The sequence below is a fragment of the Cryobacterium sp. AP27 genome, from assembly GCF_056680495.1.
Window position 1 is genome coordinate 420487 of the sequence record NZ_CM155285.1, and the last position, 15149, is coordinate 435635.

16 protein-coding genes and 1 tRNA gene are annotated in these 15149 nt (G+C 66.4%); 9 read left to right on the plus strand and 8 right to left on the minus strand.

The window, feature by feature from the left end; all coding sequences use genetic code 11:
- Nucleotide 1: 1 nt before the first annotated feature.
- The gene (locus tag AC1MB9_RS01980; protein WP_479963367.1) at nt 2-634 is read right to left on the minus strand and encodes a 4'-phosphopantetheinyl transferase family protein; all 633 of its coding nucleotides are present in this window, start codon (nt 632-634) and stop codon (nt 2-4) included.
- 66 nt (nt 635-700) lie between these two features.
- On the opposite strand from AC1MB9_RS01980, the gene AC1MB9_RS01985 reads away from it, so the two are divergent.
- The 3 genes from AC1MB9_RS01985 to AC1MB9_RS01995 all read left to right on the plus strand — a co-directional run bounded on the left by AC1MB9_RS01985 (nt 701) and on the right by AC1MB9_RS01995 (nt 5820).
- Nucleotides 701-1717, plus strand: coding sequence for a magnesium and cobalt transport protein CorA (locus AC1MB9_RS01985; protein ID WP_479963368.1), 1017 nt, complete (start codon nt 701-703; stop codon nt 1715-1717).
- A gap of 115 nt (nt 1718-1832) precedes the next feature.
- Nucleotides 1833-5606 (plus strand): AAA family ATPase, encoded by a 3774-nt coding sequence (locus AC1MB9_RS01990; protein WP_479963369.1) that lies wholly within the window; start codon nt 1833-1835, stop codon nt 5604-5606.
- A 7-nt stretch (nt 5607-5613) separates the two neighbouring features.
- Nucleotides 5614-5820, plus strand: coding sequence for a hypothetical protein (locus tag AC1MB9_RS01995; RefSeq protein WP_479963370.1), 207 nt, complete (start codon nt 5614-5616; stop codon nt 5818-5820).
- A 148-nt stretch (nt 5821-5968) separates the two neighbouring features.
- Here AC1MB9_RS01995 and mscL read toward each other — a convergent pair whose 3' ends face one another.
- The 3 genes from mscL to AC1MB9_RS02010 are packed head-to-tail and all read right to left on the minus strand — an operon-like array spanning nt 5969 to nt 7455.
- Complete coding sequence (gene mscL, locus AC1MB9_RS02000; protein ID WP_479963371.1) at nt 5969-6406, minus strand: large conductance mechanosensitive channel protein MscL; 438 nt, start codon at nt 6404-6406, stop codon at nt 5969-5971.
- A gap of 52 nt (nt 6407-6458) precedes the next feature.
- Nucleotides 6459-6827, minus strand: coding sequence for an FmdB family zinc ribbon protein (locus AC1MB9_RS02005; protein ID WP_479963372.1), 369 nt, complete (start codon nt 6825-6827; stop codon nt 6459-6461).
- Nucleotides 6828-6876: 49 nt separating this feature from the next.
- Nucleotides 6877-7455, minus strand: a complete 579-nt coding sequence (locus AC1MB9_RS02010) for a 5-formyltetrahydrofolate cyclo-ligase (protein WP_479963373.1) — start codon at nt 7453-7455, stop codon at nt 6877-6879.
- A gap of 34 nt (nt 7456-7489) precedes the next feature.
- Here AC1MB9_RS02010 and galU point away from each other — a divergent pair, with 34 nt between their 5' ends.
- The 5 genes from galU to AC1MB9_RS02035 all read left to right on the plus strand — a co-directional run bounded on the left by galU (nt 7490) and on the right by AC1MB9_RS02035 (nt 10981).
- The gene (gene galU / locus AC1MB9_RS02015) at nt 7490-8383 is read left to right on the plus strand and encodes a UTP--glucose-1-phosphate uridylyltransferase GalU (RefSeq protein WP_479963374.1); all 894 of its coding nucleotides are present in this window, start codon (nt 7490-7492) and stop codon (nt 8381-8383) included.
- An 86-nt stretch (nt 8384-8469) separates the two neighbouring features.
- Entirely contained in the window at nt 8470-9138 is a 669-nt protein-coding gene (locus AC1MB9_RS02020; RefSeq protein ID WP_479963375.1) for a GNAT family N-acetyltransferase, read from the plus strand.
- An 82-nt stretch (nt 9139-9220) separates the two neighbouring features.
- Entirely contained in the window at nt 9221-10210 is a 990-nt protein-coding gene (locus tag AC1MB9_RS02025) for a hypothetical protein (RefSeq protein ID WP_479963376.1), read from the plus strand.
- A gap of 65 nt (nt 10211-10275) precedes the next feature.
- Nucleotides 10276-10348, plus strand: a tRNA-Ala gene (locus AC1MB9_RS02030).
- Between the two features lie 123 nt (nt 10349-10471).
- The gene (locus tag AC1MB9_RS02035) at nt 10472-10981 is read left to right on the plus strand and encodes a mycothiol transferase (RefSeq protein ID WP_479963377.1); all 510 of its coding nucleotides are present in this window, start codon (nt 10472-10474) and stop codon (nt 10979-10981) included.
- A 13-nt stretch (nt 10982-10994) separates the two neighbouring features.
- Here the strand turns inward: AC1MB9_RS02035 and AC1MB9_RS02040 are convergent, their stop codons facing one another.
- Genes AC1MB9_RS02040 through AC1MB9_RS02055 form a run of 4 tightly spaced genes read right to left on the minus strand, consistent with a single transcriptional unit; the run spans nt 10995 to nt 14387 of the window.
- Nucleotides 10995-11651 carry an SDR family NAD(P)-dependent oxidoreductase gene (locus tag AC1MB9_RS02040; RefSeq protein ID WP_479963378.1) on the minus strand — a complete coding sequence of 219 codons (657 nt, stop codon included), beginning with the start codon at nt 11649-11651 and terminating at the stop codon, nt 10995-10997.
- 17 nt (nt 11652-11668) lie between these two features.
- A complete protein-coding gene (locus AC1MB9_RS02045; protein WP_479963379.1) occupies nt 11669-12373 on the minus strand; it encodes an SDR family NAD(P)-dependent oxidoreductase in 705 nt (234 codons plus the stop codon).
- Complete coding sequence (locus AC1MB9_RS02050; RefSeq protein ID WP_479963380.1) at nt 12370-12819, minus strand: nuclear transport factor 2 family protein; 450 nt, start codon at nt 12817-12819, stop codon at nt 12370-12372. Before AC1MB9_RS02050 ends, AC1MB9_RS02045 begins: the two co-directional genes overlap by 4 nt.
- Entirely contained in the window at nt 12816-14387 is a 1572-nt protein-coding gene (locus AC1MB9_RS02055) for a purine-cytosine permease family protein (RefSeq protein ID WP_479963381.1), read from the minus strand. Before AC1MB9_RS02055 ends, AC1MB9_RS02050 begins: the two co-directional genes overlap by 4 nt.
- Nucleotides 14388-14474: 87 nt before the next feature.
- On the opposite strand from AC1MB9_RS02055, the gene AC1MB9_RS02060 reads away from it, so the two are divergent.
- Nucleotides 14475-15143, plus strand: a complete 669-nt coding sequence (locus tag AC1MB9_RS02060; protein WP_479963382.1) for a cyclase family protein — start codon at nt 14475-14477, stop codon at nt 15141-15143.
- Nucleotides 15144-15149: the final 6 nt, after the last annotated feature.

The following is a 15149-nucleotide window of genomic DNA, read 5'->3' on the forward strand; positions in this document are numbered from 1 at the left end:
CTCACGCGCCCACGGTGCCCGGGAGCGCAGCGTCGTTCGGGAGGTGGGCGAGCGTTCCGACCATGCCGGCGCGCCCGAGGTCGACGGGCGTCAGGCGAACCATCGCCATATCCGGCAACGAGCCCGGCCAGGAGAGCAGACGGTTTCCGGTGAGTGACGTGCCGACGTGGAGCGGATCGACGCGGAGGCCCTCTCCGGTGAGCTTGAGAACGGCCTCCTTCCGCGTCCAGAAGACGGCCCGGGCGTGATCCGCGTCGGCGACCTTGAGGCCGCTCAGCTCGCATCGCTCCGCCGCGGTGAAGGCCACATCGTCGAAGCCGGCGCGGCGCACGGCCGAGATCTCCTCAACGTCGATTCCGACCGCACCGGCCCATGACACGGCAACGACCGTGAGCTCGCCCGCTCGACTCAGACTGATGCGCACCACGCCGGTGAGGTTCGGGGGAGCGGCCACAAACGGGCGACCGTGCTCGGAAGATCCGCACGTCCCACACCGCTGCGCGACCTCGACCGCGGACACAGGCAGGGTGCTCGCCTCGGCGACGGTCTCGGCCAGGAAGGCGTAGTCGGCCGCCCGAGTGCTGCCGCGCGGGCGGACACGCACCGTGACGCCCCCAGGATATTCGTTGTGCACAGGCTAGAGCCTATGCCGATTGACCGAGCGACTGATGGCAGACTGACAGGCGGACGAGGGAGCAGCATGGCACTGATCGACAACGCGGTCTACGTGGACGGGCGGCGCGTCGCGGCGCACGACACCCTGCACGAGACCTTTGCAGCGATGAAGGCGCACAACGGGTTCGCCTGGATCGGCCTGTATCGACCGACCGAAGACGAGATCCGATCGGTCGCCGGGGAATTCAACCTGCATGGCCTCGCGGTGGACGACACCCTGGCCGGGCATCAGCGGGCGAAATTGGAGCGGTACGCCGAGACGCTGTTCATCGTGCTTCGTCCGGCACGATACGTCGATGCGACCGAGCGCGTGGAGTTCGGCGAGCTGCACATCTTCGTCGGCCCGGACTTCGTCGTGACCGTACGCCATGCGGAATCGCCCGACCTCGCCAAGGTTCGCAAGCGCATGGAGGAGACGCCGCACCTGCTGGCGCTCGGTCCGGAGGCCGTGTTGTACGCGATCCTCGACCAGGTCGTCGACGAGTACGCGCCCGTCGTCGCCGGGCTGGAGAACGATATCGACGAGATTGAGGACCAGCTCTTCGACGGCGACCCCGCGGTGTCGCGGCGCATTTACGCCCTCTCGCGTGAAGTGATGGAGTTTCAGCGGGCGACGCAGCCGCTCGTGCCCATGTTCGAGGCCCTGCAGCGCGGCTTCGACAAGTACCGTGTCGATCTTGAGCTGCATCGCCACCTGCGCGACGTGCTCGATCACGCCCTGCGCGTGGTCGAACGAGCGGATGCGTTCCGTCAGCTCCTGCAAAATGCCCTCACCGTGCACAGCACCCTCGTTGCGCAGTCGCAGAACGACGAGATGCGCAAACTGTCAGAAACCGGCCTGGCGCAGAGCGAGGAGGTGAAGAAGATCTCCAGTTGGGCCGCGATCCTGTTCGCCCCAGCGCTGGTGGGCACCATTTACGGCATGAATTTTCGGAATATGCCAGAGCTCGACTGGACATACGGGTACCCGATGGCCCTCGGCCTGATGGTCGTGCTCGGCGGCGTGCTCTACCGCGCCTTCAAGAAACGAAACTGGCTCTAGACCGGTGGCACGATGTGGTGCCGATTGGGCGCATCGCTTGACATTTCACGGTGAAAACGGGCGAAACCCCGGCCGCTTCATGGCGATTGCCATGTTAGGCACTTAGGGTATCCCTGTGTGGCACCTCGATAGAAAACAAGACGACGACGATGTGCTGTCGAAGTACGCGGACGTCTCCTCACCCGACCCGCAAAACTCGACCAGCCCGCACGCTCTGAGCCTGGGAGACCCCTCGCTCGTGGCGGGCAACATCGCCGAGCCGGCCTGGCAACGCTGGCGGGACGAAATCGGGCAGCTCGGAGGCCGTTCCCCGCTGTTGCACTTCAGCGACAGCCCGAGAACGCGCATTGAGTTGAGCGCGACGCACCCCGGTGGTCTGCCGCAGTTCATCTCCGGCAAAACCACGCTTCTCTCCAACCTGATTCGGGACGAACTCGCGCTTCGCAACGCTCGCCTGGCGGCGAACGAGATCACCCAGAAAGGCATTGAGCTGCGCTCCATGCGCGGTATCGAGTCGGTCAACCTGGGCATCGGTCTCGCCGAGTGGCGGTTCAACGATGAGGACTTTCTCGCGCCCGTGCTGCTGCGCCCGCTCGCCATCCGCCGCTACGGCCGTGACTATGAACTCAAGCTCAAGGGTCAGCCCTTCCTGAACCCCGAACTCGCCAGGGCCCTGCACGACCAGTTCCAGATCACCCTCGACGCCGATGCCTTCGTGGCCCTCGCCGTGACCAACGGCGCTTTCAAACCGCAACCGGTGATTGACCGGCTACGCGGTTTGACCTCGCACCTGCCCTGGTTCCAGGTCGTACCCCGCCTTGTGGTGTCGTCTTTTGCCGACGTGGGACGCGCCCTCGCTGCCGACGCGCACAAGCTTGAGCACCCGCTGCTCGACGCCATGGCCGGCAACCGCAACGCCCGCGAGAACGTCGAAGCGGCCTACAATCCCGTCGTGCCGATCGGGCAGGACGCCCGCCCGCCCGCGACCGACGTGCTACTTCTCGATGCCGACCCCGAGCAGGAGAACGTGGTGGCCCAGATTGCCGCTGGCAATTCCCTCGTGGTGAAGACCCTGCCGGGAACCGGCGGCACCCAGACGATCGTGAACGCGATCGGTTCGTTGATCGCCCAGCACAAGCGCGTGCTCGTGGTGAGTGCACGTCGTTCAAGCCTCGACGGCATCGCCCATCGCCTCGTGCAGGTAGGGCTGCCCGGAGTGGCTGTCACCCCCCGCACCCTCAAACGTGATCTGGTCCAGTCCATCACGCGCAACGAGAAGGCCGCCCAACCGCGCGTCAGTGACGTCGACGACGCTCTGGTGCGACTGCGCAAGGTGCTGCTCGACTACCGTTCGGCGCTGACTCGGCGCGACCCGGCGCTCGGCGTGTCCGTACTAGACGCGCTCGGGGAACTCGCTCGGCTCGCCCAGCTGTCCCCACCACCCTCCACCACCGCGCGCCTGGACCGGCACGCCCTGGAGCTGCTCGCGCACTCACGTCCGGCCGCCGCGGCCACGCTCATCAAGGCCGCCGCTCTCGGCGAGTTCCGTTACGGACCCGGCGACTCGCCCTGGTACGGCGCGTCCTTCACGTCCACAGCGGACGCGTCCAACGCACACCAGCTCGCCAAACGCATCAACGAGACCGAACTGCCACGCCTGCTCGAACGCGCCGCCGGCCTCGTCGGCCAGACGCGGCTGCGCCCCTTCGAAACCATCGCGGAGCTCGGCGTATACCTGCGCCTGCTGCTGGACATCCGGGAGACCCTCGACAAGTTCCAGCCGGCCGTCTACGACCGTTCGCTCGCTGAGCTGATTACCGCAACGTCGTCCCGCCGCGAGTCGTCTGAGATGACCTCGGCCAACCGGCGCCGGCTGCGCAAGCTGGCCGACGAATACCTGCGCCCCGGCGTGCGCGTCAGCGATATGAACGAAAGCCTGCGTCGCATTCAGCAGCAGCGCACTCTCTGGCAGCGCTACGCGGCCGCCGGTGTGACGCCGGAGGTTCCGGTGGGCATCAACGACGTGCATGTCGCCTACCAGCGCGTCGCCGAAGACCTCGGCCTGCTCGACGTTCCGCTCGGCGCCGCCGGCACCACGCGCGCGCTCGTGGCTCGCCCGATCAAGGAACTCATCTACACCGTCGCCGGCCTCGCCGCCGACAGTGAGGTGCTGGCAAACCTGCACGAGCGCACCGCACTGCTCGCAACGCTGCGCGACAACAATCTCGACCCGCTGATGACCGACCTGTCACAGCGCCACGTGTCCGAGCAGAACGTGGCCGCTGAACTCGAACTCGCCTGGTGGCAGTCCGTGCTCGAGACCATGCTCAGCGGCGACCGTGCCCTGCTGAACGCGAACACCGGAGTGCTTGACCGGCTCGAGGCCGACTTCAAGCTCGTCGACGAGGCGCACGCGTCCGCCACCGGTCAGCTCCTGGCCTGGCTGCTGGCCGAGACCTGGAAGATCGGCGTCGTCGACTGGCCCGAGGAAGCCGACCAGCTGCGTCGCCTGCTGCGCGCCGACCGTGCCACCCCGGCGCGCCTGAACGATGCCGCACCGCACCTCGGGCGCGTGCTGGCGCCGGTATGGCTGGCCTCGCCATACGAGATCGCCGGGATCTCCGATCTCATCAGCTTCGACACCGTGCTGCTCGTGGACGCAGGTGCGACCACCCTCGCCGAGAACGTGGGTGCCATTCGCCGCGGCAAGCAGATAGTGGCGTTCGGTGACCCGGTCACCCAAACGCCGTCCCTGTTCGAAACCGGCATTCGGGACGCAGCCGGACCCGGCACCGAACCGGCATTCACCGTCGATGCGATGCACGCCGACTCTGCACTGGCTCGTCTCGGCGAGCTGCTGCCCACGCTCACGCTCACCCGCAGCTATCGGGCCGGGGGAGAAGACCTCGCCGAGCTCGTCAACCACCGTTTCTACGGGGGACGCATCGACTCGCTCCCGTGGGCGGGCAGCTACCTCGGACACGGCAGTCTGAGCATCAACTATGTGGCCGGCGGTCGCGGGATGCCCGACGCCGACAGCGGGGCCATCGAGAGCGTCGACGCGGAGGTGGTCAAGGTCGTCGAACTGGTGCTTGACCACGCCGTCAAACGCCCCCGCGAATCGCTCATGGTCATCACCGCAAGCGCGCGGCATTCGGTGCGAGTGCACCAGGCCGTGCTAGCCGCCTTCGCGAAGCGCACCGACCTCTCCGACTTCATTCTGAAGGACCGGGCCGAGCCGTTCACGGTGCTCACCCTGGAGCAGGCGGTAGCGCAGAGCCGTGACCGGGTCATCTTCTCCATCGGCTACGGCCGCACGCCGCATGGGCGGCTCCTGTCCAACTTCGGTTCCCTCGGCGAACCGGGCGGCGAACGCCTGCTCGCGATCGGCATGACACGGGCCCGCCGGTCCATGGACATCGTGTCGTGTTTCCGCCCCTCAGACATCGAAGCGGACCGTCAGCGCCATGGCATTCTCGCGCTGGCCCAGGTGCTCACCGAGACCGAGGCGCGTGGCGTCGTGGTGCAGGTTCCCGACGCCCGCGAAGCCATGCTCGTCGACCTCGCCGGTCGCCTCGAACGGCGCGGCCTGACGGTGACCCTCGGCCACCGGGGCAAGCTCGCCCTGGCGGCGTCGCACAACGGTCGTGCCATCGTGGTTGAAACGGATGCGGTAGTCGGCCGTGCCAGCCTGCGCGAGTCCCTCAGGCTCCGGCCCGAGGTGCTGCGCCGACTCGGCTGGCACTACCTGCGCGTGCACAGCTTCGAGCTGTTCAGCAACCCCGACGCCGTCGCCGCCCGGGTGGCGTCAATCGCGGGCGTGCAGCCGGTGACCGCGGGAACGGGCCCGACCGCTCAGGTCGACCCGCCGCAACCCGCCGCGGAATGATCATCCCGTGACAACAGGCAACCGGGGCACCGAGCGTCAGCCGATCGTGCGCCAGCCGGGGACGGGACGCCGGGCGAAGCTGCTGCCCGCGCCCGATACCGATCCCAACCCGCATCCGCCGGTGCTCCGCGAAGAGGGCGGCGTCGCGCACGGAGGCGCTGCCGCGAGCGGCAACGACGCACGGCTGCGCGAGGACCGCCCACCGCACTGGTAACCCCTGCCGGTTGCTACTTCAGGAGATTGCCGGGCACGGGCTCCGGCGTCCGCGTGATGGCGCGGGTGAGCGGATGCCGACGGCCGGATCTCCTGAACTAGCAACAGCACCGCGAGCGGTGGCGAGCGGGGGCGTACTGCGGGTGTGCCTAGTGCTTCGGGCCGTCGGCGCCGGCCGCGTTCCTGGCAAGCAGGTCGCGGATCTCGGTGAGCATGTCGAGTTCGGTTGTGGGGTCCTCGACCGCGGCGGCGGCGACGCCGTCTTCCCGGCGGCGCTCCTGGTTCTCCTTGAGCCGGTTGATCGGCAGCACGAAGACGAAGTAGACGACCGCGGCAATCAGCACGAAGTTGATCAGTGCGGCCAGCACCGCGCCGAGCGCCAACTCCGGAGCATCCGGCCCGCTGCGCAGCGGTATCACCATCGCCGTCGCGAGCGACTCCGCATTGAAGATCGCGGCGATCAGCGGATTGAAGATATAGGTGACCAGCGCAGTGACAACGGCGGTGAACGCCGCTCCGATGACAACGGCGACAGCAAGGTCAATGACGTTGCCGCGCATGATGAACTCTTTGAATCCCCTAATCACAGGATGCTCCTGACTATCTCGTAGTGGCGATGAACCGAGGCGTGCTCGGGTATTAGGACGTGGTCGATGCGGGTGCTGACGAGCCCGAAGAGCTCGACGAAGACGATGCCGACGAGGACTTCGCGGGCGCGGAGTCCTTCTTCGCCGGCGTGCCGGCGGAAGAATCGGTCGGTTTCGACTCGGGCTTGGCCTCGGACTTCTCGCTCGGCTTGCGATCCAGATTCGAATTGGACCGCTTGGAGTCGCTCTTGGAATCGTTGCTGTAGAAGCCCGAACCACTGAAGGTCACACCGATGGACGAGAAGACCTTGCGCAGCTTTCCCTGACAGGTGGGGCACACCGTGAGGGAATGGTCGGTGAAGGCCTGCTGGATGTCGAAAGCGGTGTCGCACTCGGTGCAACGGTAGGAATAGGTAGGCACTGAATCTCCAGCTGGTAAGGCGCGGCGGGCTTTTGCCTGCCGAGTAAGACTAAAACGCGATGATGCGCGTGGGGGTGACCAGTCCGTTGACGGGCTGATCGTGTACCTCGCGAGGCACGTCCTCCAGATATTCATTATCGAAGACAACGGCGTACACGGGGGGACATTTCTCCATGGAACCGAGGGTCTTGTCGAAGTAGCCGCGGCCCCAGCCCATGCGCAATCCGGTGGAATCCACCGCGGCGGCCGGCACGATTATCAGATCGACATCGTTGATGGCGATCGGTCCGAGAAGTTCCCCGACGGCCTCCGGCACACCGGAGAGGCCCTCGATCTCCGACTCATTGTCTCCGACGGTCCAGTCGAGAAGGCCGTCGTCCCTAGAAATGGGGTACAGGACTTTCAGTCCCTGCTCATGCGCCCAATTGAGAAAGGGTCTGGTGTTGGGTTCGCTGCGTGCGGAGAGGTAGCAGGCCAGTGAACGAGCGGAAAGATCGACCACGAGGCTCTGCAGATTCTCGGTGAAGCCGGCCGTCGCGGCCTCGCGTTCGAGCGAGGTCAGGTTCTGGCGGCGTTCCCGTAACTCAGCACGGAGCGCCCGCTTGCGGTGAGCGATGTCTGAGTCCATACGTCACATTCTAGATGCCGCTATCGTAGGGGCCATGGGAACCAAAATTACTAAGGCCGTCATCCCGGCAGCGGGGCTCGGTACGCGCTTTCTGCCGGCCACCAAAGCGATGCCAAAGGAGATGCTTCCGGTCGTCGACAAACCGGCGATCCAATACGTGGTGGAGGAGGCTGTTGCCTCCGGTTTAAGTGACATTCTCATGGTCACCGGGCGCAACAAAAACGCACTCGAAAACCACTTCGACCGGATGACCGAGCTGGAGGCGATGCTTGAGCGCAAGGGCGACCATGCCCGACTCGCCCGGGTGCGTGAGTCGAACGAGCTTGCCGACATTCACTATGTGCGCCAGGGCGACCCGCGTGGTCTCGGTCACGCCGTGCTCCGCGCCCGCCAACACATGAACCATGAGCCCTTCGCCGTGCTGCTCGGCGACGACATCATCGACTCCCGCGACATCCTGCTCACGCAGATGATGGACGAGCAAGTGAAGCGCAACACGAGCATCGTCGCCCTCATGGAGGTCGACCCGTCGCAGATCCACATGTACGGCGCCGCCGCGATCGAGCCCACCGACGACCCCGACGTGGTACGCATCACCGGACTCGTCGAGAAGCCGAGTGCCGCGGATGCTCCGTCCAATCTGGCGATCATCGGCCGCTACGTGCTGCGTCCGGAGGTGTTCGACATCCTCGAGCACACCGCACCGGGCAAGGGCAATGAGATCCAGCTCACCGACGCGTTGCAGGAGATGGCCGTCAACCCCGAGGAAACCGGCGGGGTGTACGGCGTCATCTTCCGCGGACGCCGGTACGACACCGGGGACCGCCTCGACTACATCAAGGCCATCGTGCAGCTGGCCGTTGATCGCGAAGACCTCGGCCGGGACCTGCGTCCCTGGCTGAAGGACTTCGTGAACCAGATGGACTAGGGCAGACTGGCCACAGCAAGCTCCCCCACATGCGTGGGGTATCCGGGTGTCGCGTTCTCGTGGCCCATGAACAGAACAGGTCACACGTGTCCCTCGCCATTCCCACCCTCAGGGAGGGCCTCGTCACGCTGCGCCCGGTGCGCCTGCGCGATGCCAGGGCGCTGGAGGGGGAACTGCTCGACAACCGGTCCTGGTTGCGCAAATGGGAGGCGACCAACCCGCACACGCCGGTTTCCTTCGACTCGCGGGCCAGCATCCGCGGTCTGCTCGCGCATTCCCGCGCGGGACACGGGCTGCCGTTCATCGTGGAGTACGACGGACAGCTCGCGGGCCAGCTGAACGTGTCGTCGGTCACCTGGGGTTCACTCTCCTCGGCGACGATGGGGTACTGGGTGGGGGAGCGGTTCGCCGGGAAGTCCGTCACCCCCACGGCGGTGGCGCTCGCCACCGACTATTGCTTCTACCAGCTGGGGCTGCACCGGATGGAGATCTGCATTCGTCCGGAGAACGCCGCCTCCCTGCGCGTGGTTGAGAAGCTCGGTTTTCGCTATGAGGGACTCCGGCGTCGATTCATCCATATCAACGGCGACTGGCGTGATCACTTCTGTTTCGGCCTCGTGGCCGAGGAACTCAATCAGGGTGTCATGCGCCGGTGGAAAGAGGGGCGGGTTCCCGCGGATGCGGCCAAGGTCAGTGCCGTCGACCTCGAATCATCCCTGCGTCCACTCCCGATCACCTCACGCTCAGTGTTGTAGGACTACAAAATAGTGACCAATTTCGATGACACACCCGCCGTAATCATGCCCGTACCGCCCACACACTCCTACCGTTGTCAACATGACTGGTGAGGCCCTGGGCGGTGGAGTGATGGTAGCGGTGGCTGCTGTGCTCTGGGTCGCCTATTTGATGCCGACCTGGTCTCGCCGGCGGGAGTACCTCGCCACCGAACGAAATGCGGTGCGACTGCAGCAGACGCTGCGCATTCTGGCCGAAACGGCCGAGGTCCCGGCGCAGGTTCGTCTCGAGGCCAACGCTCGTACCGTGGCCGACCAACAAAAGATTCTTGCACGCACCGAAGGAGCGGCTCGTTCCGCTGTGCGTGCCGCAGCGAAGGAACAGGCAAAGATGCAGGTTGCAGCAGACCAGGTCGAGGCGGATGCCGCTGCGGCGGCGCGCGATGTCGCCGCCGCCCTCGAGGCCGCCAACCGGGTTCCGGTCCCCGTCTCCCCGGCACAGGTTCTCAAGCGTCTGCGCCGCGGACGCGCCCTCAGCTCGATCGTGCTTCTCACCGGTTTGATCTGTGCCCTCGGCGGTATCGCGCCGATCGTGGCGGCCGGCTCCTGGTTGCTCTTCGGCATGGGAATCGCCACGATCGCCGCCGCGTTCCTCACGCTGTCCCGCCTGGCGAAGGTGGCGCGCACGGCGCGGATCGTGCCGTCGGCCCCCGCGCGTGCTCCGCGGACCGGACAGCCGTTTGAGCCTGTGCACCTCGAGACGGCCCCCGTGGTGGCGTCCACCTGGACGCCTCAGCCCCTGCCACGCCCCATGCACCTGTCTCGCGGTTCTGTCGCGCAGACCGCGATGGCCTCGGTGGATGCTGCGGCCGAGCTGCGTCGCGTGGCGCAGGAAGCCGAGCTTGACCGTCGAGCGTCGCAGATCACGGCTTCTGCTGCGCCCGCCGCTCGCTCACTTCCGGTGCCGGCGCACGTTGCTCCGACTCCGCCGGCCGCCGCCAGCCGCTTCGCCTCGATGGGTATCGTGGGCGAGACGGAGCCCGGCATGACCGACCTGGACGCCGTGTTGCGTCTGCGTCGCGCCGTCGGCTGAACCCGAACTGGGTGTTCCCGTGCACGCGGGCCGCTCCCGCGCGTGATATTCTGCATAAGCAGTCGGGGGCTATGGCGCAGTTGGTAGCGCGTCTCGTTCGCAATGAGAAGGTCAGGAGTTCGAATCTCCTTAGCTCCACCGCATGCACGTGAAAGGCCGCCCGACCAGATTCTTCTGGCAGGCGGCCTTTTTTGTTTCTCCGCCGCCTGATGCGTGCCGTTAGCGTGGGAGCGCCTGCACGAACGTCCGATAAGGAGAATCATGAACTCGACTGATCTGCTGCTTGAAGCCTTCGGGCGCATCCAGACTGCCGTATCCGCCGCCGTCGACGGGGCCGACGCGCTCACCCTCACCTTTCGAGCGGATGCCGACGCCAACACCATCGCCTGGCTGGTCTGGCACCTGTCACGCGTGCAGGACGACCACATTGCCGAGCTGGCCGGCCGCCAGCAGGTCTGGACGAGAGACGGCTGGGAGCAGAGGTTTTCGCTGCCCTTCGACCGGTCGGCGACCGGCTACGGGCAGTCGAGCGCCGAGGTCGCCGCCGTGCGCGTCGACGCGGAGCTGCTCGGCGGCTACTACGACGCCGTGCACGCCGAGACGCTCGCGTACCTGCAGACCCTGACCGACACGGACCTCGACGACGTGATCGACCGCCGGTTTACGCCGGCGGTCACCCGCGGGGTCCGTTTGGTCAGCGTGCTCGACGACGACCTCGAACACGCCGGCCAGGCCGCCTTCCTGCGCGGGCTGGGGGAGCGCCGTCGGTAGAACAGGTCAGGGCCTAGGGGCGCACCTCTCCGCCGCGGCCGAGGGTGACAACCTGGCCGACCATGGCCGACCCGGCCGGACTGGTCAGGTAGACGACGGCGGCGGCCAGGGCGCCGGTGTCCGCGCCTGATCTCGGCTGGACGACGATCTCGTTCACGATCACCCCGTCCGGTCCGAGGTCCCTGGCCAGGGTCTTCGTGAGCGCGATGAGGGCACCGTGAACGGATGCGCCGGCTGTGCCGTTCACGGTGCCCGCTGCGCCCCACCCGGCGCCGACCAGCACTATGCGGCTGTCTCCGGCCCGGCGCAACGCCGGAGCGGTCGCCCGCATCAGTCGGAACGGTGCCGATACGGCCTCGTGCACGTTCGTCATCCACTGCGTCACATCGGTGTCTATGAATGCGGACGGAGCCGGGGTTTCGGCCCCCACCACGAGGATGTCGATGCCGCCAAGCTCCCGCTCGACGGCGGCGACCGCGGCCGCATCGTCTCCGAGCGGCACGGCGAGGTGAGACCCCGCGACGGCGGTGCCGAGCACTGCGACCCGTACGCCGGCGCGGGCGAGTGCCGCCACGACGGCGGAGCGTTCCGCGTCGACGCCCAGCGACACCAGGGCGACCCGCGGCGCGTTCGCGTCGCCGGGCAGGTCGGATGCACTGTGTTCGTCCATGAAGCCGTTCCCGCCCATTAGATTGTGGCTCCGGCGTTGGGGGAGATGACCTGGCCGACGCAGGCGCCGCGCACCTCGAGGAAAAACAGCACGGCCGCGGCGATCTCGTCGGGACGCACCAGGCGTCCTGCGGGCAGCGTCGACAGGAACGACTCGGCTCGCCATGGCGAATCCGCCGCGAGCATGGGGGTGTCCGCGGCCCCGGGGGCGACGGAATTCACGAAGATCCCGCTGCTCTCCAGCTCGAGGGCAAGGCTGCGGCTGAAGCCCACGATGGCTCCCTTCGTTGCGGCGTAATGGGCATCGCCCTGGCTTCCGCCGAGGCCCAGATCGGACGAGATGGTGACGATGGCGCCGCTGCCGCGTTCGAGCATTTGCGGAACAACGGCGGCGCACGCGTTGACCGTTCCGCCGATGTTCACGGCGAGCATGCGGTCCCACCGGTCATCGGTGATGGATTCGAGGGGGAGCTCCTCGTAGATGCCGGCCACGGTGACGAGGGCGTCGGCGGTGCCGAGCTCTCGCGCCACGCGGGCGGCGGCCGCGGAGAGGGCTGCCGCATCCGTGACGTCGACCTCCACGCTCAGGGCGGTGTCGGAGGGACGCAGGTCGAAGCCGGCCACACGCCAGCCGACCGTGCGCAGGGCGGCGGCAACGGCGGCACCGAGGCCGCTCGCGGCGCCGGTCACAATCGCGACGCCGGAATCGGGTGGGGGAGTCATATGTCGCTCTCATTCGGGTCGGGTGAGGCGATGGACAGATGCTCATGCACGCACAGCCACCTGCCCTGGCGACGCTCCATGATGATCGATTCCCGCTCGGTGAGAATCAGGGTTTCTTCGTCCATGACCAGGGTCGTTTCCACGTCGTGACTGAACACGGCCGTGGCACCGAAAACCTGAATTCGGCGGTTGGTGGATGTGGCGTCATGCACGCGGAAACCGTTGCACGTCTCCCATTCGGTCCAGAGGGCTTCGTAGGCGGCGGCGCCGTCGATGCGGTGCGGCGCGGTGTGAAACAGGAACGTCGCATCGGCGGCGAAGCCGGCGAAATACGCGGCCTTGCGGTGCCGGCGGAAGTTGTCGATGAGCGCGTCCACAGCGGCGAGGGCAGACGCGTCGGTGTCGGCGATCTCGGTGGCCGTGATGGCCTCGGCTGCGACGCTCACGGCTTGCGGCTGCGCAGCACGGCCACTTTGGCCGCCGTCGAGTTGTGGTCGAGTTCGATCTCCTGGGGCGTGGCCGGCACGGAGGGGATGATGCGTGCGCCGTCGCTGCCGAACACGTAGCGGGGTTCGGGGAAGATGCAGAGGGCGCCGATGTACAGAGCGGCGGCGGCCACGACCGCGACGATGAGACTCAGATCCATGCCGCCGCCCAGGCTGCTGAACGGGCCGACGATCACGGGCGGATAGTTGGCGAACAACAGGCCGATCGCCGCCGCACCGATCCAGGCGACCATGCCGCGCCAATTCACGCCGTTCGTGAACCAGTAGACGCCGCCGATCTCGCCCTTGTTGAAAACCTGGAGGTTGCGCGCGTCAAAGTGCCCGCGGCGCGCGAAGTAGCCGATGGCCATGATGACGATCCACGGGGTCGTGGTCACGATGATCGCTCCGACGAAGGCATTGACGGCGCCGAGCAGGTCGAAGAACAAGCGCCCGGTCAAAATGAAGGCGAAGGCGATGACGCCGATGCCGATGGTTGCCTGAACGCGGTTGAAACGGGGGAACACCGACGAGAAATCGAGTCCGGTGCCATAGAGAGAGGTGGTTCCGGTGGAGAGCCCGCCGATGAATGCGACCAGCATGAGTAGTACGGCGTACCAAATCGGGGACGCCTGAATCAGGGCGAACACGTAGTCCCCCTGGCCGGCCACGATCGTGGCGGTCGCAACGCCGAACAGAAAGGGGATGAGAGTCAGTAGCTGGCCGAGGAAGGTGGCGAGGAACAGTTTGCGCGGCGGGGTGCTCTTCGGGATGTAACGGGTCCAGTCGCCGAGGAACGCACCGAAGGAGATCGGGTTGCTCATGACAATCAGCGCCGCAGCGACGAAGGTGGGCCAGAACCCGCCGAGAGCGTAAGCGTTCACTCCCGGGTTGTACCCGGCGTCGAAGGTGCCGGAGAAGGCCGCGACGGCGAGCAGGATCAAGGCAGTGTTGGCGAAGGCCGCGGTCTTGTTCACGAGCAGCATGAACTGGAATCCGAACACGACGACAACAATGACGATGACGCCGATCACGCCGTACACGACCGTGCGCAGCCCGATCGAATCCGACACTCCGGCCAGTCGTGTCAGCGCGCCGACGAGGGCGTCGCCGCTGACCCACACCGAGATCGAGTAGAACGCGACGGCGGTCAACAGGGAGAGGAACGACCCGACGACCCGACCGCGCACCCCGAAGAACGCGCCGGATGTCACGGCGTTGTTTGTTCCGGTCTTCGGCCCGAACAGGCCCATCGGCATGAGGAAGAGGGCGCCGACCAGCACGCCGCAGACGGTTGCGACGACGGCCTGCCAGAAGGAGAGTCCGAGCACGATCGGGAATGTCCCAAGCAGCACGGTCGCGAACGTGTTTGCGCCGCCGAACTGGATGCGGAGCAGATCGACCCAGGTCGAGGTGCGGTCCGCATCGGGGATGGTGTCGATGCCGTGCTGTTCAACCTCGGTAACCCGGGGCCTGGCGTTCAGCACGACCGTTTCGGTACGCGGGACGGACTCGGTGGTTTTGCTCATGGGCTGCCTTCGGGTCAGGGGAGAGTAGGCAATGACTAGAAAGTGACACTAGCGGTGAACTTGACCAATGTGCAATAGTTTTTGACTATGAGGATAAACAAGGTCGTTGATCTGTCTCTGGTCATCAACGCCGAGACCCAGACCTACCCCGGCGACCCGGAGGCGCGGTTTCTCGTGCACAGTACGATTGAGCGCGACGGTTTCAACCTGCTGAGCGTGAGCATGGGGTCGCAAACGGGAACACATGTCGATGCCCCGTACCACTTCGACGAATCGGCGCCGAAGATCGACGAGATCCCGCTTGGCCGGTTCGCCGGGCGAGGTGTCATCGTGGATGCTCGCGGCCTCGGCGCACGGGGCGTCATCACCTGGCAGCACGTGGCGCCCGTCGCCGAACAGCTCGAAGCGGGAGTAATCGTGCTGCTGCACACGGGGTGGAGCGAGCACTACGGAACCCCGCTCTACTTCGAGAACCCCTACCTGGATGCCGATGCCTGCGCTCGGATGATCGAGCTCGGGGTGCGCACCTTCGGAATCGACGCGATCAATATCGACGAGACCCCCGATGACGAGCATCCGGGTGTCGGCTTCCCGGTGCACCATCTCATCGCGGACGTCGGCGGTGTGATCAGCGAAAACCTCACCAATCTGGCCGCCATCGACTTCGATGAACCGCTCGTTTCCCTGTTGCCGATAGCCTTCGAAGCAGCCGACGGCGCACCGGTTCGCGCGGTCGCCCTCAACGTTGAAGCCTAGGAGGGC

Excerpts from the sequence above, each read along its gene's own strand:
- AC1MB9_RS02040 (WP_479963378.1), bottom strand. The coding sequence starts at position 11,651 with ATGGACGAACACAGTGCATCCGACCTGCCCGGCGACGCGAACGCGCCG.
- galU (WP_479963374.1), top strand. The coding sequence starts at position 7,490 with ATGGGAACCAAAATTACTAAGGCCGTCATCCCGGCAGCGGGGCTCGGT.
- AC1MB9_RS01985 (WP_479963368.1), top strand. The coding sequence starts at position 701 with ATGGCACTGATCGACAACGCGGTCTACGTGGACGGGCGGCGCGTCGCG.
- AC1MB9_RS02010 (WP_479963373.1), bottom strand. The coding sequence starts at position 7,455 with ATGGACTCAGACATCGCTCACCGCAAGCGGGCGCTCCGTGCTGAGTTA.
- AC1MB9_RS02045 (WP_479963379.1), bottom strand. The coding sequence starts at position 12,373 with ATGACTCCCCCACCCGATTCCGGCGTCGCGATTGTGACCGGCGCCGCG.
- AC1MB9_RS02035 (WP_479963377.1), top strand. The coding sequence starts at position 10,472 with ATGAACTCGACTGATCTGCTGCTTGAAGCCTTCGGGCGCATCCAGACT.
- AC1MB9_RS02055 (WP_479963381.1), bottom strand. The coding sequence starts at position 14,387 with ATGAGCAAAACCACCGAGTCCGTCCCGCGTACCGAAACGGTCGTGCTG.
- AC1MB9_RS02060 (WP_479963382.1), top strand. The coding sequence starts at position 14,475 with ATGAGGATAAACAAGGTCGTTGATCTGTCTCTGGTCATCAACGCCGAG.
- AC1MB9_RS02025 (WP_479963376.1), top strand. The coding sequence starts at position 9,221 with ATGACTGGTGAGGCCCTGGGCGGTGGAGTGATGGTAGCGGTGGCTGCT.